The 21,964-nt window shown below is 44.8% G+C and carries 14 protein-coding genes; 6 read left to right on the forward strand and 8 right to left on the reverse strand.

The window, feature by feature from the left end:
* Positions 1-7: 7 nt before the first annotated feature.
* Positions 8-2,839, reverse strand: a complete 2,832-nt coding sequence (gene uvrA / locus DW121_RS14040; protein ID WP_118324161.1) for an excinuclease ABC subunit UvrA — start codon at positions 2,837-2,839, stop codon at positions 8-10.
* 184 nt (positions 2,840-3,023) lie between these two features.
* Here uvrA and DW121_RS14045 point away from each other — a divergent pair, with 184 nt between their 5' ends.
* Both DW121_RS14045 and DW121_RS14050 read left to right on the forward strand, forming a co-directional pair.
* Positions 3,024-4,820 (forward strand): LysM peptidoglycan-binding domain-containing protein, encoded by a 1,797-nt coding sequence (locus tag DW121_RS14045; protein WP_118324163.1) that lies wholly within the window; start codon positions 3,024-3,026, stop codon positions 4,818-4,820.
* Positions 4,821-4,870: 50 nt separating this feature from the next.
* Entirely contained in the window at positions 4,871-5,557 is a 687-nt protein-coding gene (locus DW121_RS14050; protein ID WP_117711772.1) for a porin family protein, read from the forward strand.
* 859 nt (positions 5,558-6,416) lie between these two features.
* Here the strand turns inward: DW121_RS14050 and DW121_RS14055 are convergent.
* The 5 genes from DW121_RS14055 to DW121_RS14075 all read right to left on the reverse strand — a co-directional run bounded on the left by DW121_RS14055 (position 6,417) and on the right by DW121_RS14075 (position 10,044).
* Positions 6,417-6,875: a DUF4293 domain-containing protein gene (locus tag DW121_RS14055; RefSeq protein ID WP_117711773.1), complete on the reverse strand. Its 459-nt coding sequence runs from the start codon at positions 6,873-6,875 to the stop codon at positions 6,417-6,419.
* Entirely contained in the window at positions 6,875-7,210 is a 336-nt protein-coding gene (locus DW121_RS14060; RefSeq protein ID WP_009121057.1) for a DNA-directed RNA polymerase subunit omega, read from the reverse strand. Before DW121_RS14060 ends, DW121_RS14055 begins: the two co-directional genes overlap by 1 nt.
* 53 nt (positions 7,211-7,263) lie before the next feature.
* Positions 7,264-8,067, reverse strand: coding sequence for an outer membrane protein assembly factor BamD (locus DW121_RS14065; protein WP_117711774.1), 804 nt, complete (start codon positions 8,065-8,067; stop codon positions 7,264-7,266).
* 233 nt (positions 8,068-8,300) lie between these two features.
* Positions 8,301-8,726, reverse strand: coding sequence for an amino acid-binding protein (locus tag DW121_RS14070; RefSeq protein ID WP_117711775.1), 426 nt, complete (start codon positions 8,724-8,726; stop codon positions 8,301-8,303).
* 19 nt (positions 8,727-8,745) lie between these two features.
* A complete protein-coding gene (locus DW121_RS14075) occupies positions 8,746-10,044 on the reverse strand; it encodes a phenylacetate--CoA ligase family protein (RefSeq protein WP_118324165.1) in 1,299 nt (432 codons plus the stop codon).
* A 119-nt stretch (positions 10,045-10,163) separates the two neighbouring features.
* On the opposite strand from DW121_RS14075, the gene uvrB reads away from it, so the two are divergent.
* The 4 genes from uvrB to DW121_RS14095 all read left to right on the forward strand — a co-directional run bounded on the left by uvrB (position 10,164) and on the right by DW121_RS14095 (position 19,661).
* Positions 10,164-12,224, forward strand: coding sequence for an excinuclease ABC subunit UvrB (gene uvrB / locus DW121_RS14080; RefSeq protein ID WP_118324167.1), 2,061 nt, complete (start codon positions 10,164-10,166; stop codon positions 12,222-12,224).
* 82 nt (positions 12,225-12,306) lie between these two features.
* Positions 12,307-13,365 (forward strand): linear amide C-N hydrolase, encoded by a 1,059-nt coding sequence (locus tag DW121_RS14085; protein ID WP_117711778.1) that lies wholly within the window; start codon positions 12,307-12,309, stop codon positions 13,363-13,365.
* A gap of 162 nt (positions 13,366-13,527) precedes the next feature.
* The gene (locus DW121_RS14090; RefSeq protein ID WP_118324169.1) at positions 13,528-16,773 is read left to right on the forward strand and encodes a UvrD-helicase domain-containing protein; all 3,246 of its coding nucleotides are present in this window, start codon (positions 13,528-13,530) and stop codon (positions 16,771-16,773) included.
* A complete protein-coding gene (locus tag DW121_RS14095) occupies positions 16,770-19,661 on the forward strand; it encodes a PD-(D/E)XK nuclease family protein (RefSeq protein ID WP_118324171.1) in 2,892 nt (963 codons plus the stop codon). Before DW121_RS14090 ends, DW121_RS14095 begins: the two co-directional genes overlap by 4 nt.
* Before the next feature lie 177 nt (positions 19,662-19,838).
* Here DW121_RS14095 and DW121_RS14100 read toward each other — a convergent pair whose 3' ends face one another.
* Complete coding sequence (locus tag DW121_RS14100) at positions 19,839-20,966, reverse strand: response regulator (protein ID WP_117711784.1); 1,128 nt, start codon at positions 20,964-20,966, stop codon at positions 19,839-19,841.
* A 40-nt stretch (positions 20,967-21,006) separates the two neighbouring features.
* Positions 21,007-21,942: a UDP-glucuronic acid decarboxylase family protein gene (locus DW121_RS14105; RefSeq protein WP_117711786.1), complete on the reverse strand. Its 936-nt coding sequence runs from the start codon at positions 21,940-21,942 to the stop codon at positions 21,007-21,009.
* Between the last annotated feature and the right edge of the window lie 22 nt (positions 21,943-21,964).

Genomic DNA, 21,964 nt, shown 5'->3' on the forward strand with positions numbered 1-21,964 from the left:
TCTTTTATTACAAATCATGAAGCTCTTCTTTCAGAAACTTCGGCGTATATCCCCTCGTACTCTTCGCTACTTCCTCAGGCGTGCCGCAGGAGAGAAGTTCTCCCCCGCCCTTACCTCCTTCGGGACCCATGTCGATAATATAGTCCGCCATTTTGATAACATCAAGATTATGCTCGATAACGATAACCGTATTACCCTTATCGACCAGTTTATTCAATACGTTCATCAAAACGCGAATATCCTCAAAATGTAGTCCGGTAGTAGGTTCGTCAAGAATATAAAGTGTCTTGCCCGTATCCCGTTTGGAAAGTTCGGTAGCCAATTTCACACGCTGGCTCTCTCCACCGGAGAGTGTGGTAGAAGATTGTCCCAACTTGATATACCCCAAGCCAACCTCTTGTATAACCTTAATCTTATTCAATATCTGAGGTACGTTTTCAAAAAACTCCACTGCACGGTTTATTGTCATATCCAGCACATCGGCAATGGATTTCCCTTTAAAGCGCACTTCCAACGTCTCTCGATTGTAACGCTTGCCGTGGCAAACCTCACAAGGAACATAGACATCGGGCAGGAAGTTCATTTCAATGGTTTTGTAACCATTACCCTGACAGGCTTCACAACGTCCGCCACTGACATTGAACGAGAAACGTCCCGCTTTGTAGCCGCGGATTTTGGCTTCGGGCAAGCCTACAAACAAGTTACGGATATCGGAAAAGACCCCCGTATAGGTAGCCGGATTGGAACGGGGGGTTCGTCCTAATGGTGACTGGTCTACATTCACCACCTTATCTATATACTCCAATCCTTCGATACTGCCGTACTCCAAAGGATCTTGAAGAGAACGATAAAACTTCTGTGAAAGAATAGGCTGAAGCGTTTCATTAATCAATGTAGACTTCCCGCTACCCGACACGCCCGTTACACAAATCAGCTTGCCAAGCGGGAACTCTACATCCACATTCTTCAGATTATTGCCTTTTGCACCACGCAGCCAAAGACTATGTCCATTGCCTTTCCGGCGTTCGGCAGGAATTTCAATGGCACGTTCACCGTTCAAATATTGAGAAGTCAGCGTATGCGTTTGCAGCATCTTCTGCGGAGTTCCGGCAAACACGACCTCACCACCCAACCTGCCCGCTTTGGGTCCCATATCTATAACATAATCCGCAGCGAGCATCATGTCTTTATCATGCTCCACCACGATAACGGAATTACCCATATCACGCAATTCTTTCAGCGAATGGATGAGCCGCTGATTATCACGTTGATGCAATCCGATGCTCGGCTCGTCCAGAATATAGAGCACATTTACCAACTGCGAACCTATCTGCGTAGCCAACCGGATACGCTGGCTTTCACCACCGGAAAGACTGACAGCGCTACGGTCCAATGACAAATAATCCAATCCCACATCCAACAAGAACTTCAGGCGGGTACGGATTTCTTTCAATATTTCTACAGCAATCTGTTGTTGCTTATTGCTAAGATATTGGTCTACATTCATCAACCAGTCATATAACTCGTTGATATCCATTGTGGAGAGTTCGTAGATATTTTTATCATGAATGCGAAACGACAAGGCTTCCTTATTCAACTTTGCGCCATGACACTCAGGACAGACAGCCGTTTTGGCAAACTGCTCCGCCCACTTCTGTGCCGTGGCAGACGCATCCTTTTCCTGTAACATCTGGATGTACTTCACCACTCCCTCAAAAGTAACAAAGTAGTCGGAAGATGTACCGATAAGCGAACTCTTTATCTTTATACGCTCGTCCGAACCGTACAGTATTTCATCAATGGCATCGTCCGGAAGTTCCTTGACAGGGGTTTTCAGCGTAGCTTCGTATTTCTCCAACAATGCGGTAATCTGCCAAAAAATCATGCTGTTTTTGGATTTTCCCAAAGGAATGATGGCTCCCTCTCCGATGGACAGTTCGCGGTCGGGGATAATCTTGTCTATATCAATCTGGCTCACCACACCCAGACCTTTACACTTGGAACAAGCCCCCTGCGGGGAGTTGAAAGAGAAGTTATGGGGAGCGGGGTCACGATAGGACAACCCGGTTACAGGGCACATCAGGCGCTTGCTGTAATGACGAACACTCTCACTTTGGGCATCAAGAATCATCAGCAATCCGTCACCCTGACGCATGGCAGTGGCAACGCTGTTCTTCAAGCGGGTGTCATCCTTATCCGTTACCACCAGCTTGTCAATGACCACCTCCACATCGTGGCTCTTGTAACGGTCCAGTTTCATGCCGGGCATTGCTTCGCGCACCTCACCGTCCACACGGACATGGAGATAACCTTTTTTGCGAATTTGCTCGAACAATTCCTTGTAATGACCCTTACGACTACGCACCAACGGAGCAAGAATGTAAATACGTTTCCCTTTATAATCATTCAGAATAAGCTCAAGAATCTGTTCTTCGGTGTATTTCACCATTTTTTCACCGGAAAGATAAGAATAAGCTTCACCGGCGCGGGCATACAGCAGACGAAGATAATCGTATATCTCCGTTGTCGTACCTACGGTAGAACGTGGATTTTTATTGGTTGTCTTTTGCTCTATGGAAATCACAGGGCTCAATCCTGTAATTTTATCCACATCAGGGCGTTCCAAGTTGCCCAAGAAGTTACGGGCATAGGCTGAAAATGTTTCAATATAACGGCGCTGGCCTTCGGCAAATATCGTATCGAATGCGAGAGATGACTTGCCGCTTCCACTCAACCCGGTGATAACAGTCAGGCTGTTGCGGGGGATTTCAGCATCAATGTCTTTCAAATTATGTACACGCGCTCCGTATACATTGATATATTCTGTTTCTTCTTGCATACTTTAATTAATGAATTTGTGCAAAAATAACGGTTTCCCACCGAATATCAGTCGAAAAGATGTATTTTTCAGTTTTGAAATGCACAATATTATTTCTTAACGCAATCCTTTGGTTAAAATAGGACAATATTGCTAACTTTGCAGCTACTTTGGGAAATTGTAAACATAAACCAACGATTACTGAATGAAAACAATCAACCGTATTTTTTGCTCCCTACTGTTTGCCGGCGCATGCAGTTTCGGTGTAAATGCACAAGAAAACCAGTCATATTTTCTGCATACAATAGAAAAAGGTCAAAGCTTATATTCCATTGCCAGCATGTACAACATCAGCCAAGCGGATATAGTACAACTAAATCCCGGCAGCGATGACAAAATATATGTGGGACGCACCTTGCGCATTCCGCGTACGGATGCCAATTCGCAAAAGGAAACTTTTCATACCATAGCTCCCGGTGAGACTCTATATCGCCTGACCGTGAAATATAACGTATCCGCCAAAGCCATATGCGATGCCAATCCCGGACTGAGTGCCGAAAACTTCCGCATCGGGCAGGTAATTCAGATACCTTCTTCTACGGACGCGACAACCGCCACCGAAAACGCACAGGAACTTTCCGACACATCTGCAGGGACTGTATCTGTTCAAGCTCCGGTACAATCACGTTGCCGCGATATGCATAAGGTAAAACGCAAAGAAACGGTATTCAGCATCAGCCGCGAATATGGCATCACTGAGGCCGAACTCATTGCCGCCAATCCGGAGTTGCGGGGTGAGAATAAAATAAAGAAGGGATCATTCCTCTGTATCCCCTATCCATCTTCCCAAACGCAGCAAAGCACACACCCCCAAACTGTGCCAAGCAACAGCGAACTATTCAGTGAAAACAAAAAGAGCAACGAGCGCATCAATGTTATCAAAGCTGCCGTTATCCTTCCGTTCCTACCCGACGGGGCAAGTAAAAGCGAATCCGCAAAAATGGTGGAATATTATGAAGGTTTCCTCATGGCGGTAGACAGCTTGAAGCGTACAGGCACTTCCATCGACCTTTATACTTACAGTACCGGTCCTGCCACATCATCCCTGAACGCCATACTTGGAAAAAACGAGATGAAGGATATGGATATTATTTTCGGTCCGCTACACCAGCAACACATCAAGCCGCTGGCCGACTTTGCCGACAAGCATGATATACGTCTGGTCATACCGTTTACATCCAAAGACAATACCGTATTCCGTAATCCGTCGGTGTACCAAATCAATACGCCCCAATCCTATCTCTATTCAGAAGTGTACGACCACTTTGTCCGCCAGTTCCCTAATGCCAATGTCATCTTCATCGAAGCCAGCCAAGGCACTAAAGACAAAGCGGACTTTATAAAAGGGCTGAAGGAGGAACTGCGCAACCGCTCCATACCGATGAAATCTTTGAAAGAAGATGCTACCGTAGAATCATTGAAAGCCGTACTGCGTGACGACCGCGAAAATATCTTCATCCCCACTTCCGGAAGTAACGTCACACTGATTAAGATACTTCCGCAGTTGACGTTATTGGTACGCGAAAAGCCCGACAACCGCGTACATCTGTTCGGCTACCCGGAATGGCAGACTTACACAAAAGATCATCTTGAAGCCTTCTTTGAACTCGATACATATTTCTATTCATCTTTCTATACGAACAATCTGTTGCCGGCAGCTATCAACTTCACCAAGAGTTATCGCAAATGGTATGGAAAAGAAATGGATGAGCGTTATCCCAAATTCGGCATGTTAGGTTTCGATACAGGTTATTTCTTCCTCAAAGGGTTGTCCCGATACGGTTCCGGATTTGAAAAGAACTTGAACGGAATGGACCTCGTTCCCATTCAGACCGGATTCAAGTTCCAGCGCGTAAATAACTGGGGCGGATTTATCAACCGGAAAGTATTCTTTGTGCATTTCACCAAAAACTTTGAATTGATAAAGCTCGATTTTGATTAAAGAGACGGCACTACAGCCATTAGGTCATAGCAATTCGCAATTTTAGGAAAATGAAACTAAAAACAATTATAGGAACAGCACTCTTGGCAGGTATGTGTGCCTTGCCGGCAAGCGCACAGGTGGGCGAACAACGCCATAACTTTTCTGTGGGCATCAACGGCGGTATCAACCTGAATAGTGTAAGTTTCTCTCCCAGAGTCCGCCAAAGCAATCTGATGGGCATCAACGGAGGACTGACAGCCCGTTATATTTCCGAGAAGTACTTCAGTATGATATGCGGTGCGCAAATAGAACTTAACTTCTCCCAGCATGGCTGGGATGAATTTTACCAGGACTATCCCGAACTGCAATACACACGCAAGATGAACTATGTAGAAATTCCTTTCCTTGCGCATCTGGCATTCGGAAAAGACAGGGGGCTGCAATTCTTTATTCATGCCGGGCCGCAGATTGGCTTCTTCTTAGGAGACAGTTATACAATAAGCGGTGACTGGGACAATGATACGGGAATAACCGTTGAGCAACACGACAAAGCTGTAGATAACAAGTTTGACTATGGTATTACGGGCGGGGCCGGTATAGAGCTTCGTACCAAAGCTGGAAACTTTTTGGTAGAAGGCAGATATTATTATGCTTTGTCCGACTTTTACAGTAGTACTAAGAAAGACTATTTCTCCCGTTCAGCCCATGGAGTTATCACGGCTAAAATCACTTATTTATTCGATTTAAGAAAATAACGGTTCAGTTGTAGTTCTTGGGGGATTAACATTTTCTAATTCCCCTTTATGTATACACATTCGCTAATCTGAAGAGGAAGTGATGTACATCATAATTCATTTTGATATACATCAAAACGGATTATGATATACATCAAAACAGGGAATATTCTTGGATTTCAGTTTGCGCCTGTACCCCTTCCACCCTTCCGAATCCTCCTGTTTATACGGGATAGCGGGTGGAACCCGCTTTTTACTTCCCCAATGACACATCTCAGCTCTCTAAACCACACACTTCAGCTCCCTAAACCACGAGCATTTGTCCTGCAAACCACAGGCATTTGAGGAGCTGAGGTGTGTGGTTTAGGGAGCTGAGATGCGTCATTGGAATTGCCGGAATATGCAGTCTGTGATATGGGGTTCCACCCGCTATCCCGTATAAACAGGAGGATTCGGAAGGGTGAAAGGGGGTGGCATGAAAGCAACACGGCTTCTGCCAACAATTGCAATTGATTTGTTTGTGCCACAAGACAAAGCTCGAACTTTTATTACACTAAACAAAATCTCCACGAATTCTCTACCGCTCCGTTTTTTACCAAGCTCTCAAGTTTTCAAACTGAGCCAAAATAACGACAGGTCTGATAAATAAAAGAGGTGTCAAAATGTAAAAGTCCTATCATTAGCTTCGCTCAAAACATCTTTTGATTTTTACGCTAAGGTATAATCTGTCATTCAGAGGAGCTTGCGACGAAGAATCTCCTCTCTAATGTATGCAGAGAAGAGATTCTTCACTGCGTTCAGAATGACAGAATGATAGGACTTCTATATTTTGACAACCCCTTTATTATTTCAATCTCCGCTTCTTATCGAAACAGACTCATTATCTCAATCTATCCGCAGCTTTCACCATCAGTTCGTCACGATAGATAGCACGGAAAGCCAAATAATTCAGTATGATACATACGGCAGGTAAACATAAAGCCCAACCCAACTGGAAACTCATTGCATTCAAATCGCCTTTCAAGATAAACATGAATACAAAGAAAGCAATGTAATAGCCTATCAGTAAAAGACTGCCGAATATCGTCATACGAACTTGCAGCATACGGTTACGGAACAGGAATATAGTGCATAGCGCAATGATTGCACTCAATAAAAGAATACCAAACAAACCCCATGTAGACTGAAAACTCCCGTCGGCCAAAGTTACCCCCAGTGGTTTGAAAACATGAGCGGATATCCCATCCGAACCAATGAACTCTCCCACCGGCAAGCAGATAGCCACAACCAGCAGAATTGCTACTAACAATAAATAAACGGATTGAATACGTTGTATCATTACTGCAATTTCTCTTTTTCCTTAGAAGGATTACGATAATATACCTTACCTTCAAGATACTCCTGAGTAGCAATCAATGTAGGTTTCGGTAATTTCTCATAGTAACGGGAAATCTCAATCTGTTCGCGATTCTCGAATACTTCTTCAAGATTGTCATTATAAGAAGCAAACTCAGCCAGCTTCTTAGAAAGATCATTCTTGATTTCAACACTGATTTGATTGGCACGCTTACCAATAATCGCTACTGTTTCATATACATTACCGGTATCCTCACACAACTCCATCATATCGCGGGTCACCGTAGTAACAGGAGCATTTGTCTTTCTGTAATCCATAAATTTCTATCTAAATTAATTTTATTCTATAACGATGATAATCTCTCTTTCTATCAGTCTTTCAAAATCTTCTGCGCTTCCTTGAAAATGCGATCGGCATCTTTCATGTATTTGCTTTCAGGAAATTCATTTTTAAAAGCATAGTATTCATCTACCGTCTCGCGATAACGTTCGGCTCTCTTATCCTCCACACTATACACTGCCATTTCATATTTGGCACGCAGGATAAGAATAGACAAATCTTCACGCATATTGGTATAAGGGTAATCCTTCAACGCATTTTGTGCAGTGATAACGCAAGACTCATAGTTATTTCCCAAATAATTTCCTAAATTATAATAGAGTTTGGCCGAAAGATATTCTTTCATAACCAGCTTGTCCTGCAATGCGAAAATCATGCTTTGAGCCTCATCTTTTTTTGAACTGTTCGGGAAATATTCAAGAAACATCTGCAATTGCTGAATTGCATTATATGTACTGGACTGGTCCAAACGGGGTTCCGGTGTATCCAAATACAACGCCTTTCCTGCATGGAAACGCGCCAATTCAGAAAACGTACCACGCGGATACACATTGTAATATTGGGTAAATGTCTGTGCGGCAGTCTGATAATCATTCTGGTTATAATAGCTCATACCCAGCATATAAAGTGATTCTTCCGCTTTATCAGTACCTTTAAGAATAGCAATCAATTCATTCAGCAAAGTTGCAGCACGATTGTACTGGCCTTTTGCAAAGTAATTCTTTGCCGCTTCGTACTTGTATTCGTAGTCTGTGCTTTTCAGCAACTTGTTGTATTCTCCACATGAGGAGAGCAGCAGTGCTGCAAGCAAAGTTATAAGGATGTTCTTCTTCATTACTTTTATTCAAATAATGCGCAAAGATAGAGGTTCGCATCGAATTAAACAACGATACGCACCTTAATTTTTCAAAAACAAAGACGAAGGGAGAAAGATAATCGATGAATAGGGAAAGAAAAAAATAATAGAGTGACAGAAGGGTAAAGTGATGCAAGATAATAAGATGACAGAGCAACAGAGTGATGAGGTACTGAAATTATACCCTATCACTCTGTTATTTTTCTTCCTTTTTACAGTTTATATAAATCGCTTGCAGCGAGTAAATCCACCTTTTTCTCCGTCAATACCCGGATACAGTTTTCCATATCATTGGGACGGATAATAACATTGGCAGTCTGTCCGTTGGCAAAAGAGTACATATATTCAATAAATACACCTTCATCAGACAGGCAACGAAGCACTTTTGCCAATGAACCCGGAACATTGGGACAGCTGATTCCCACCACATCTGTTACGTTTACGGCAAAATGATTGTCCTTTAAAGCCTTATACGCTTTATCCGGTTCGGAGACGATGCCGCGAAGAATACCGAAATCGGCATTCTCGGCTATGCAGAGAGCAGAAAGATTAACACCTTCTTGGGCAAGAACTTCCGTTACCTCCGTAAGGCGACCGGACTTATTTTCCAAAAAAATAGAAAGTTGTTTTGCTACCATAAGTTTACTATTTGAGGATTTACAATTTACGATTATCTATTACGCGTTTCGCTTTACCTACACTGCGTTCAATACTGCGTGGCTCTACCAAACGGACGTCTACGCCCAAGCCCAATACACTCTGCAAACGTGCAGTAAGTTTCTTCTTCAAAGCCAGCATCTTGTTAATCTCATCGGAGTAATATTCCGGACGGACTTCCACTTGCAGTTCCATGGTATCCGTATTATTCTTACGGTCGACAAGCAACAAATAATGCGGTTCAAATTCAGGCATTTCAAGAATAACAGATTCAATCTGTGTGGGGAATACATTCACACCGCGTATAATGAGCATATCATCACTACGCCCGAGAATACGATCCATACGTACCAGTGTACGTCCGCAAGCACATTTTTCATAGTGCAAAGCCGTAAGGTCTTTGGTGCGATAACGCAGCAACGGCATACCTTCTTTGGTTAGGTGAGTAAATACCAGTTCGCCTGTTTCACCCGGTGCAACCGGTTCAAGCGTTTTCGGGTCTACTATCTCCGGGAAGTAATGATCTTCATTAAGATGTGTACCATTTTGGCATTCGCATTCGTATCCCACACCCGGACCCGCTATTTCGCTCAATCCGTAAATATCATAAGCCTTTATACCCAACTTCGTTTCAATATCCCGACGCATATTCTCCGTCCACGGCTCTGCACCGAATGCCCCGACTTTCAACTTGAACTCTTCACGCGGAAAGCCCGAATCTTTAATGGCATCCGCCAGATACAGCGCATAAGAGGGCGTGCAGCAGAGTACTGTCGAACCGAAATCATGCATCAACGTAATTTGCTTCTCCGTATTACCGCTGGACATAGGAATAACAGAAGCGCCGATATTCTCGGCACCGGCATGAGCGCCTAATCCACCGGTAAAAAGCCCATATCCGTAAGACACTTGAAAAATATCCGAGCTGCCTGCGCCATAAGCTGTAAAAGCACGTGACAAACATTCCGACCAAGCTGAAAGGTCTTTACGCGTATATCCCACCACGGTAGGCTTTCCGGTCGTACCGGAAGATGCATGGATACGCACTATCTGACTCATAGGAACGGCACAAAGCCCGAAAGGATAATTGTCCCGTAAATCGTATTTCGTAGTAAAAGGAAGTTTCACAATGTCGTCAATGCTGTTGATGTCATCGGGAGTAATTCCCAGTTCCTGCATTTTCTTGCGGTAGAAAGGAGTATCATGATATACACGTTCCACTGTCTTTTTAAGACGAATGCTCTGAATTTTACGAAGGCTTTCGCGATCCATGCATTCGATACTTTCGTTCCAAATCATGTTTTTGTTGTATTACATTAATGGTTGTTATTAATTTGATACCGCAAAGATATGTTTTACTTACGAATTCACAAATTTTCGATGTAACTTTCCTATCTTTGCCCTACAATTCTGATGAAATGAACAAATTCGAGTTAACATCCGCCTATCAGCCCACCGGCGACCAGCCGGAAGCAATTGCGCAGCTTACCGAAGGTGTGCGTGAAGGAGTCCCTGCACAGACATTACTGGGTGTGACAGGTTCCGGAAAAACATTTACCATTGCCAATGTCATAGCCAACATCAACAAACCTACGCTCATATTGAGCCATAACAAGACGTTGGCAGCGCAACTATACAGTGAATTCAAAGGATTCTTTCCAAACAACGCGGTAGAATATTACGTATCCTATTATGATTATTATCAACCCGAAGCCTATCTTCCTTCTTCAGACACTTATATAGAGAAAGACCTCGCCATCAATGACGAAATTGACAAACTTCGGCTTGCCGCCACTTCCGCCCTGCTTTCCGGACGCAAGGACGTGGTAGTGGTATCTTCCGTATCGTGCATCTACGGTATGGGAAATCCGGCGGATTTTTATAATAACGTCATTGACGTGCAACAAGGGAAAAATTACAGCCGCAACGTATTCCTGCGCCGGCTTGTAGACAGTCTTTATGTCCGCAACGACATCGACTTGAACCGCGGTAATTTTCGCGTAAAGGGTGATACCGTAGACATTTACCTTGCCTATGCCGACAACCTTCTGCGCATAGTTTTTTGGGGAGATGAAGTAGACAGTATTGAAGAAGTGGACCCTATAAGCGGAGTTACAATCGCCCGGTTCGATGCCTACAAAATATATCCCGCTAACCTCTTTATGACGACCAAAGAAGCCACCCTGCGGGCTATCCACGAGATAGAGGACGACTTGCACAAACAGGTGCAGTGGTTTGAAAACGAGGGACGTCCTTTTGAAGCCAAACGCTTGCAGGAGCGGGTCACCTATGACATGGAAATGCTACGCGAACTGGGTCACTGTTCGGGCATTGAGAACTATTCGCGCTATTTTGACGGACGTGAGGCGGGTACTCGCCCTTACTGTCTACTGGATTTTTTCCCCGATGATTTCCTGATTGTCATTGACGAGAGCCATGTCAGTGTTCCGCAAATACGTGCCATGTATGGCGGTGACCGCGCCCGAAAGACCAATCTTGTAGAATACGGTTTCCGGCTTCCCGCCGCAATGGACAATCGCCCGTTGAAATTTGAGGAATTTGAATCAATGGCCAAGCAAGTGATATACGTCAGTGCCACCCCCGCCGACTACGAACTGATGCAATCCGAAGGTATTGTAGTGGAACAGGTGATTCGCCCCACCGGTTTGCTGGACCCTATTATCGAAGTGCGTCCCAGCCATAACCAGATAGACGACCTGATGGAAGAAATCCAATTGCGCATAGAACGCAATGAACGTACGCTCGTCACCACTCTGACCAAACGTATGGCGGAAGAGCTGACAGAATATCTTCTCAATAACAGCGTAAAGTGTAATTACATACACAGTGATGTAGACACGCTGGAACGCGTAAAAATTATGAGTGATTTACGTGAAGGTGAATATGATGTGCTTGTCGGTGTCAATCTTTTGCGTGAAGGACTGGACTTGCCGGAAGTTTCTCTTGTGGCTATCTTGGACGCGGACAAGGAAGGATTTCTCCGTTCTCACCGTTCGTTGACTCAGACAGCCGGACGTGCCGCCCGTAACGTCAACGGTATGGTTATCATGTATGCCGACAGAATTACGGACAGTATGCAGCTCACCATTGACGAAACCAACCGCCGCCGCGAAAAACAATTGAAGTACAACGAAGAACATGGCATTACTCCCCAGCAAATAAAGAAAGCAAAGAATCTCAATGTATTTGCCGGTACGGAAGGACTCGCCGAAAGCGGAGCGGGTAAAGAAAAATCTTCCGCAACCACTCCCCGTCCCTATGTGGAACAAGACAGTACCGCTACACTCGCTGCAGACCCGATTGTTCAGTACATGAGTCGCGCCCAACTTGAAAAGAGTATTGAGCGTACCAAAAAACTCATGCAGGAAGCCGCCAAGAAACTCGACTTCATTGAAGCCGCTCAATATCGTGATGAAGTGCTGAAAATGGAAAACCTTCTGAAAGAAAAAACAGAATAGAGCCTAAAAAGCCGGTCTGCATCAAACTGTTTGATGTTGTTTTTGTTACTCTTTGTATATAAATCATTTAACAAATAAAATTATGAATACAAAAAGAGGAACGGTAGCATTAACAGCCTTAGCTGCCCTGTTTTCATTAGGCATACAACAAGCGGGCGCATGTACGCGCGCTACTTACATCGGACCGGACAATATGGTTATCACAGGCCGTACGATGGACTGGAAAGAGGATATCATGAGTAACCTCTACGTATTTCCTCGGGGAATGGAAAGAGCCGGATACAATAAAGGTGAAACAGTGAAATGGACCTCCAAGTATGGCAGTGTCATCGCAACAGGTTATGACATAGGTACGTGCGACGGCATGAACGAAAGAGGACTGGTAGCCAGTTTGCTGTTCCTGCCGGAGTCCGTATACGACCGTCCCGGAGATACCCGTCCGGTAATGGGCATCGGCATTTGGACGCAATATGTACTTGACAACTTCGCCACTGTACGCGAAGCTGTAGACGAACTGAAAAAAGAGACCTTCCGCATTGATGCTCCCCAAATGCCTAACGGCTCGGCTTCCACCCTCCATCTGGCTATTACAGACGAGACGGGAAATACCGCTATTCTGGAATATCTGGACGGAAAACTGAGTATTCACGAGGGTAAAGAATATCAGGTAATGACCAATTCACCCAAGTATGAAAATCAATTAGCTATAAACGACTATTGGAAAGAAGTCGGCGGATTACAGATGCTGCCCGGAACCAATCGTTCCAGTGACCGCTTTGTACGCGCATCATTCTACATCCATGCCATTCCGCAGACGGCAGACGCAAAGATTGCAGTGCCCAGTGTATTGAGCGTGATGCGTACCGTATCCGTTCCGTTTGGAATCACTACACCGGACAAGCCCCACATATCTTCTACCCGTTGGCGTTCGGTCTCCAATCAGAAAGACAAAGTCTATTATTTCGAATCGACCCTCACTCCTAACCTGTTCTGGCTTGATTTGAAGAAAATAAATTTCAACCCTAAAGCCACAGTAAAAAAACTCTCGCTGACCAACGGAGAAATATATGCCGGAGATGCCGTAAAAGATTTGAAAGACAGCCCCTCTTTCACATTCCTGTTCCAGACACCCATTCTTTGATAAGAGCGTATAAATCTTTATTGAAAATACATATTTAAAGGGCTGCACCGTACGGACAAAAGGGTGCAGCCCTTTTTTGCATACCTGTTTTTCACGTTATCCTTAAGCCTTTCTCATGATTTTTATGTATGTTTGTAGTCAAACTTCAAAGCTGCATATCCAATGGAACTATTAGTATATAAAGCCTCAGCCGGTTCGGGAAAGACCTTCACACTGGCTGTGGAATACATCAAACTTCTGATTATCAATCCCCGTGCCTACCGTCAGATACTTGCCGTAACCTTTACCAACAAAGCTACGGCGGAAATGAAAGAGCGCATTTTAACACAACTGTACGGCATTTGGAAGGAGGACCCTGCATCGGACGCTTATCTGAAACGCATCAAAGAGGATTTGAATCCCTCTCCCCCCCCTGACAAAGAACTGCGCCAACGGGCTGGAATGGCATTGCAATATATGCTGCACGATTACAGCCGTTTCCGTGTAGAGACAATCGATTCGTTTTTCCAGTCCGTCATGCGCAACCTTGCCCGCGAACTGGAACTCTGCCCAAACCTTAACATCGAACTGAATAACGCCGATGTGCTGAGTGACGCTGTCGACAGTATGATTGAAAAACTGACTCCCTCTTCGCCCGTACTTGCTTGGCTGTTGGATTACATCAATGAGCGCATTGCCGATGACAAGCGTTGGAATGTCTCCAGTGAAGTCAAGAGTTTCGGACGGAATATCTTCGATGAAAGCTATATAGAACGTGGTGAAGGGCTTCGTCTCAAACTTCGTTCTCCAGAAACGATAAAACTCTATCGGGATGTGCTACGCGAAATGGAAACCGACGCATTGGAACAGATGAAAGGCTTCTACGACCAATTTGAAGGCGAGTTGGACGGTCACGCCCTCGTACCCGAAGACTTGAAAGGCGGTGCACGCAGCATAGGCAGCTATTTTCGTAAACTGCGTGACGGGCGACTGACGGACAAGGACGTACTGAACGCTACCTTACAAAACAGCTTGGCAGATGCCAAGAACTGGGCAACAAAAACATCCTCCCGCAAGGATGAGATTATCCGTCTTGCGGAAACCAGCCTGATACCCTTGCTTCAAGATGCGGAAAGACTGCGTCCGCAGAAAAGCCGTACGATAAACAGTTGCCGTCTCTCGTTGCAACATCTCAACAAATTGCAGTTGCTCAATCATATTGATGAAGAAGTGCGCACACTGAACCGCGAACATAATCGGTTTCTGTTGTCAGACACCAACGCCCTGTTACACAAATTAGTGCACGAAGGCGATTCTTCTTTCGTATTCGAAAAAATAGGCGCCAACATCCGCAATGTTATGATAGACGAGTTTCAGGATACAAGCCGTATGCAATGGGATAATTTCCGGCTACTGTTGCTCGAAGGGCTGTCGCAGGGAGCAGACAGTCTGATTGTGGGTGATGTGAAACAGTCCATTTACCGCTGGCGCAACGGTGATTGGGGAATATTGAACAGCTTGGGAAGTAACCAATCCAAATCTCAATTCTGCGACACCAGTCCCCAACTCTCTTTTCCTTTCCCGGTACGCGTGGAAACATTGAAGGTAAACCGCCGAAGTGAAACGAATGTCATCAATTTCAACAACTGTCTTTTTACCGCTGCGGTCGATTACCTGAACTCTTTGCACTTGGAAGAACTGAAAGAAGAATGCTTCCCGCTGAAACGCGCCTATGCCGATGTAGTCCAAGAATCTCCTAAAACAGACAGCAAGGGTTATGTCAAAGTCTCTTTCATAGAGCCTGACAAAGAACAGAACTATACCCAAAAAACTTTATCCGCTTTGGGCGAAGAAGTACAAAGGCTACTCTCGGAAGGTGTGAAGCTGAATGATATTACCATTCTTGTACGCAAAAATAAAAACATACCGCCTATTGCGGACTATTTCAACAAAGAGTTACACCTTCCCGTTGTATCGGATGAAGCGTTCCGCTTGGATGCGTCTCTTGCCATCTGTATGCTGATAGATGCTCTACGCTATCTGTCGAATCCGGAAGAAAAGATAGCGAAAGCTTCGCTAATTACAAATTACAAATTACAAATTACAGGTGGAGATAAGGCAGAACCGGCAGACTGGCACGACATATTAACGGCTGATGCACGAACAGCACTCCCTGCAGAATTCGTCTCCCGTATGGATGAACTACGCCTGATGCCTCTATACGAGCTATTGGAAGAACTGTTTACACTATTCAACATGGGCAGCATCGAAAAGCAAGACGCTTATCTGTTCTCTTTCTTCGATGCAGTGACGGAATATCTGCAAAACAATTCCTCCGACCTCGATGGCTTTATCCGTTATTGGGACGAAACACTTTGCGCCAAGACAATCCCCAGCGGAGAAATGGACGGCATACGCATCTTCTCCATTCATAAGTCCAAAGGATTGGAATTCCATACCGTCCTCATCCCCTTCTGCGACTGGAAACTGGAGAATGAAACATATAACCAGCTCGTGTGGTGCACCGCCCCTGAACCACCTTACAACGCAATAGACCTTGTTCCCGTCAACTACTCTTCTACAATGGCGGAGTCTGTTTACCGTCAGGATTATCTTAACGAACGCTTACAATTATGGGTGGACAATCTAAATCTGCTTTACGTAGCATTTACCCGTGCCGGAAAAAACCTGATATTATGGAGCAAGAAAGACCAGAAAGGCACAATGGCAGAACTTCTTTCCGCCGCACTGCCTCAAGTTGCCCAAGCGGGTGAAGGCAGTTGGGATGAAGAAGAGAGCATTTATGAAAGTGGAGAGGTATATCCGTCGGAAGAAGAGAATGACAACAGCCAAGCCCTGAACAAGCTTGCACAGAAGCCCGTTAAACTTCCGGTGCATATGGAAAGTATGCGCCACGACATCGAGTTCCGCCAGTCCAACCGTTCCGCCGACTTCATAGCCGGAGTAGACGAAGCCAAGTCCAGCCGGCGTTTCATCAATCGGGGACGTCTGTTGCACACTTTATTCTCTGCCATCGAAACGGAAGAGGATATTGACGATGCCATCAGCCGTCTGGTATTCGAGGGTATCATAGGGCGCACCGAAACAGAAGAGGAAATACGGGAACTGACCCTCAGGGCGTTCTCGCAACCGCAAATCAAGGATTGGTATTCGGGTAGTTGGCAGTTATTCAATGAATGCGACATTATTTGGCAGGAAAACGGAGAACTGCGCAACCGCCGTCCGGACCGCGTGATGATGCGTGGCGGAACAATCGTGGTTGTAGACTTCAAGTTCGGCAAACCCAACAAAAAATATAACAAACAGGTACAAGGATACATAGATTTACTCATCCGTATGGGGTATGATGCAAATACTATCAGCGGGTATCTGTGGTATGTAGAAGAAGAAATAATAGAGAAAGTATGAAAACGTTCCTTCAATTAGTAGCCCAAGACCTATATTCCAAAATAGGAAACGATCTGTCACGCACAGCTATCGTATTTCCCAACAAACGCGCCAGCCTGTTCTTTAATGAATATCTGGCTGCCCAAAGCGATCGCCCGTTATGGTCTCCCGCATATGTCAACATCAGCGAACTGTTCCGCCAGCTTTCGCCCTTGAAACCGGGTGATCCTATCCGACTGGTGTGCGAGCTGTATAAAGTATTCCGTGAAGAGACTCATAGCGAAGAACCGTTGGATGACTTCTATTTTTGGGGAGAACTGCTTATCAGCGATTTCGATGACGTTGACAAAAACCTTGTAGATGCCGGCAAACTGTTCAGCAACCTGCAGGAGTTGAAGAATATCATGGACAACTACGACTTCCTCGATAAAGAGCAGGAAGAAGCCATACAACAATTCTTTCAAAACTTCTCCATCGACAAGCGCACGCAGCTCAAAGAGAAGTTTATCTCCCTTTGGGACAAGTTAGGAGATATTTACAGGAATTACCGGAAGAATCTCTCCGAACTGGGTATCGCTTATGAAGGTATGATGTACCGCCATGTCATAGAACAGCTTGACACAGACCGGTTGCGTTATGACCGCTACGTATTCGTCGGCTTCAATGTGCTGAATAAAGTAGAAACCCGCTTCTTCCGGCTTCTGCAAGATGCGGGAAAAGCCATGTTTTACTGGGATTATGACATATTCTACACCCGTCTGCCCCACGAACAGCAACCTCCATACATCCACGAGGCAGGCGAATTTATTCTGCGCAACTTAAAGCTGTTTCCCAACCAGCTGCCCGAAACAGCCTTTGACGTCTTGCGGCATCCCAAGAAAATCCGTTTCATCTCTGCTCCGACAGAAAATGCACAAGCCCGCTACCTGCCCAAATGGGTGCGTACTGTCATGAAAAACGACACCGAGACGAGTAAGGAGAAAGAAAACGCCATTGTATTGTGCAACGAATCACTGTTATTGCCCGTACTGCACTCTATCCCCCCGGAAGTGGAAAACGTCAATATAACTATGGGATTCCCATTGGCGCAGACACCTATATACAGTTACATCAACGCTCTTATGGAGTTGCAGACCACGGGATACCGCAGAGATACGGGACGCTATACATACGAAACAGTACTTGCCGTATTGAAACATCCCTATACCCGGCAACTGTCTACCATCTCCGAAGACTTGGAGAAACAACTCACTAAAAACAACCGCTTCTATCCTCTTCCATCGGAACTTAAGAAGGATGCTTTTCTTGAACAGATATTCACCCCGCAAAGCGGCATCTCTTCCATCTGCCGTTACCTCACCGAACTGCTGCGCGAGGTAGCCGTCGTTTACCGTCAGGAAAAGGACAAAGAAGATATTTTCAACCAACTTTACCGGGAATCACTATTCAAGAGCTACACTCTCGTCAACCGCTTGCTCAACTTGATAGAAAGTGACGGACTAAACTTGCAGACAGATACCCTGAAACGTCTGATGAACCGTCTGCTCACCTCGACAAACATCCCGTTTCATGGCGAGCCGGCTATCGGTATGCAAGTAATGGGAGTATTGGAAACGCGTAATCTTGACTTCCGCAACCTTATAATGCTGTCCCTTAATGAAGGCCAGCTTCCAAAATCCGGCGGCGACTCGTCTTTCATACCTTATAACCTGCGCAAGGCATTCGGTATGACTACCATTGAGCATAAGAACTCGGTATATGCCTATTATTTCTACCGCTTGATACAGCGTGCGGAAAATATCACCTTATTATATAATACGGCATCCGACGGCTTAAACCGAGGTGAAATGTCACGTTTCATGCTGCAGTTCCTTGTAGAATCTCCACACGACATCTCACGCGAATATTTGGAAGCGGGACAATCTCCCCAACACAGCCGTGAGATAGAAATACGTAAAACAGATGAGGTATTGCTACGGATGTACAACACATACGACATCCGGCGACATCCGAATGCACTCTTTTCTCCTTCGGCGCTCAACACCTACCTCGATTGCCGGTTAAAGTTCTACTACCGCTACGTTGTCGGGCTGAAAGCACCCGATGAAGTCAGTGCAGAAATTGACTCCGCTCTGTTCGGAACCATCTTCCACCGTTCTGCCGAACTGGTCTATCAAGACCTTACTGCCAATGGAAAGGAGATACGCAAGGAGGACTTGGAACAGCTGCTTCGCAATGACGTCAAACTGCAAACTTACGTAGATACCGCCTTCAAAGAAGAGCTTTTTCATGTACCCGCCAACGAACAGCCCGAGTATAACGGCACACAACTTGTCCACTCCAAAGTCATCGCATCCTATTTGCGGCAGCTGCTTCGCAATGACTTGCAGTATGCTCCTTTCCGCATGGAAGCCATGGAACAGAAAGTAACGGAAACCATCGAAGTAAATACCCCCTTAGGAATCCTGCCTTTAAATATTGGCGGAACGATAGACCGTATGGATAGTAAAAACGATACCCTGCGTATTGTGGACTATAAGACAGGCGGTACTCCCAAAACTCCCGAAAATATAGAACAACTGTTCACCCCTGCCGATAACCGCCCGAACTATATTTTCCAGACTTTCCTGTATGCCGCCATCATGTGCCGCAAGCAAACATTAAAAGTGGCTCCATCCCTGCTGTATATTCATCGTGCAGCGTCCGAAAGTTACTCGCCCGTTATAGAAATGGGTGCACCGCGCCAACCTAAAGTACCGGTCTATAATTTTGCATTTTATGAAGATGATTTTCGTGAACGGCTATTGGCACTATTGCAGGAGATATACAATCCTGAAGAGCCTTTCACTCAAACAGAAGACACGAAAAAATGTGAATACTGCGACTTCAAAAGACTATGTAACAAGTAAAGCGATGGGAATGTGTCAAAACAAAAACTCGCTTACTGCTTGTTTCTTTTTAGGCACGGATTACACGGATTTCACAGATTTTCTTTATTCTTTTTCCGTGAAATCCGTGTAATCCGTGCCTAAAAGAAATGTTCAAGTGTATTTTGACACACCCACACCACTTATCACCTTTTTCATTTATTTCTTCAACGGTATGGAGAAGTAGAATGTAGATCCTTCTCCCTTCTTGGATGTGAACCACAGCTTACCGCCATTCTTTACTACAAAGTCCTGACATAACAACAATCCCAATCCGGAACCTTCTTCGTTGTTTGTACCGAAAGTACTGAAATGCGTGTCGGTATGCAGCAATTTCTTCTGCCCCTCTTCGTCAATGCCGCAACCGCTATCCTTTACGCTGACTACTACCACATCTCCTTGTTCCTCCATTTTCACCAGTACTTCGGAATTCTCGTTACTGAATTTAATGGCATTGCTCAACAGATTGCGAATAACAGTTTTCAGCATATCAATATCGGCGCAGACGGGTAACTTCTCCGGCTTCTCTTCGCGAATGGTAATCTTCTTCAAACCGGCTACCATATTGAATACATCAATCACGCTGTCTACCACCTCCACTACATCAATATCCTGATAAACCACACTCAGACTGCCTATTTGACTTTTTGTCCATTTCAACAGATTATCCAGTAATGAGAATACATCTTCCGTTGTCTGGTTTGCCATTGTCAGCAGTTCGTACATTTCACTGCCAATCTTCTCAACAGGCAGATTAAGAATCAGCATATTCAGCACCATTTTGATAGAACCCATCGGAGAACGCAAGTCATGGGCTATTACAGAATACAGCTTGTCGCGTCCGGCAATGGTACGCTGCAACTCTTCCGTCTTCTTCAAAATAATACGTTTGGCTGCCACCAATGAAATCTGGTGAGTTACACGAATTATCAGTTCTTCCTTATTGAAAGGTTTGGATATAAAGTCATTAGCCCCTACTTGGAAACCCTTCACAATATCTGTCGTACTGTTCAGCGCAGTCAAAAAGATGATTGGAATATCTGCCGTGTCGGGATTGGACTTGAGACGCTGTGCGACCTCAAACCCGCTTAAATCCGGCATCATTACGTCCAGCAGCACCAAGTCCGGATGTTCTTTATCCACCTGCTCCAAAGCCTGCTGTCCGTTGTTTGCCGTAGCAATCGCAAACTTCTCATTTGTCAAGAGTACTTTCAACAACAATACGTTGGACATCACATCATCTACGATGAGGATTTTGTACTCAGAAGGATTTATTTCCATGTTCATCTTTATATTATATTTTTCCCGCTATTGATACTATATTTATTCAAGAACGATATCTACTGAAATATTCAATCATATGGCGTAACCCTTCTTCCAATTCAATAGTGGGCTGCCAATCCAATTTGTTTTTTGCCAACGTAATGTCCGGTCTTCGCTGCTTAGGATCATCGTTCGGCAATGGATTGAATATCAATTTCGACTTAGAACCTGTCAGCTTAATAACTTTTTCCGCCAAATCAAGAATAGAGAACTCGTTCGGGTTACCCAAATTGATCGGCCCCACAAATTCATCTTCCGTATTCATCATGCGTACCATTCCTTCTATCAAATCGTCCACATACTGGAAACTACGAGTTTGGGCACCTGAACCGTAAATCGTAATGTCCTCGTTCCGCAATGCCTGAACCACAAAATTAGAAACCACTCGCCCATCGTTAGGCAACATACGCGGACCATATGTATTAAAAATACGTATAATCTTAATGCGTATCCCGTTCTGGCGGTGATGATCCATAAAAAGCGTCTCGGCACAACGCTTGCCTTCATCATAGCAAGAGCGGATTCCGATTGGGTTTACATTCCCCCAATAACTTTCTACTTGAGGATGTACGACAGGATCACCATAGATTTCGCTGGTTGACGCCTGCATAATCTTTGCATTTGTCTTTTTCGCCAGCTCCAACATATTAATAGCTCCCAACACGGAAGTCTTTATAGTCTTTATCGCATCGTGCTGATAATGTATCGGAGATGCGGGGCAAGCCAAATTATAAATCTCATCGACCTCTGCCTTATAAGGAAACTCAACATCATGAAGTACAAACTCAAAATGGGAATTCCCTTTCAAATGCTCTATATTCTCCTCTGAACCGGTAAAAAGATTATCCAAGCATATTACCTTGTGACCGTCCTTAATCAACCGAGTACACAGATGGGAGCCTATAAAGCCGGCACCGCCGCTAACTAATATTTTTTTCATGCAGCACTATATTCTACGTCCG

The organism is Bacteroides sp. AM10-21B (assembly GCF_003472565.1).
Lineage (GTDB): Bacteria > Bacteroidota > Bacteroidia > Bacteroidales > Bacteroidaceae > Bacteroides > Bacteroides propionicigenes.

Bases quoted from the DNA above. Each gene is read 5' to 3' on its own strand.
- uvrA (WP_118324161.1), bottom strand. From the start codon at position 2,839: ATGCAAGAAGAAACAGAATATATCAATGTATACGGAGCGCGTGTACAT.
- DW121_RS14085 (WP_117711778.1), top strand. From the start codon at position 12,307: ATGAATACAAAAAGAGGAACGGTAGCATTAACAGCCTTAGCTGCCCTG.
- DW121_RS14095 (WP_118324171.1), top strand. From the start codon at position 16,770: ATGAAAACGTTCCTTCAATTAGTAGCCCAAGACCTATATTCCAAAATA.
- DW121_RS14055 (WP_117711773.1), bottom strand. From the start codon at position 6,875: ATGATACAACGTATTCAATCCGTTTATTTATTGTTAGTAGCAATTCTG.
- DW121_RS14090 (WP_118324169.1), top strand. From the start codon at position 13,528: ATGGAACTATTAGTATATAAAGCCTCAGCCGGTTCGGGAAAGACCTTC.
- DW121_RS14060 (WP_009121057.1), bottom strand. From the start codon at position 7,210: ATGGATTACAGAAAGACAAATGCTCCTGTTACTACGGTGACCCGCGAT.
- DW121_RS14100 (WP_117711784.1), bottom strand. From the start codon at position 20,966: ATGAACATGGAAATAAATCCTTCTGAGTACAAAATCCTCATCGTAGAT.
- uvrB (WP_118324167.1), top strand. From the start codon at position 10,164: ATGAACAAATTCGAGTTAACATCCGCCTATCAGCCCACCGGCGACCAG.
- DW121_RS14050 (WP_117711772.1), top strand. From the start codon at position 4,871: ATGAAACTAAAAACAATTATAGGAACAGCACTCTTGGCAGGTATGTGT.
- DW121_RS14065 (WP_117711774.1), bottom strand. From the start codon at position 8,067: ATGAAGAAGAACATCCTTATAACTTTGCTTGCAGCACTGCTGCTCTCC.
- DW121_RS14075 (WP_118324165.1), bottom strand. From the start codon at position 10,044: ATGATTTGGAACGAAAGTATCGAATGCATGGATCGCGAAAGCCTTCGT.
- DW121_RS14105 (WP_117711786.1), bottom strand. From the start codon at position 21,942: ATGAAAAAAATATTAGTTAGCGGCGGTGCCGGCTTTATAGGCTCCCAT.
- DW121_RS14045 (WP_118324163.1), top strand. From the start codon at position 3,024: ATGAAAACAATCAACCGTATTTTTTGCTCCCTACTGTTTGCCGGCGCA.
- DW121_RS14070 (WP_117711775.1), bottom strand. From the start codon at position 8,726: ATGGTAGCAAAACAACTTTCTATTTTTTTGGAAAATAAGTCCGGTCGC.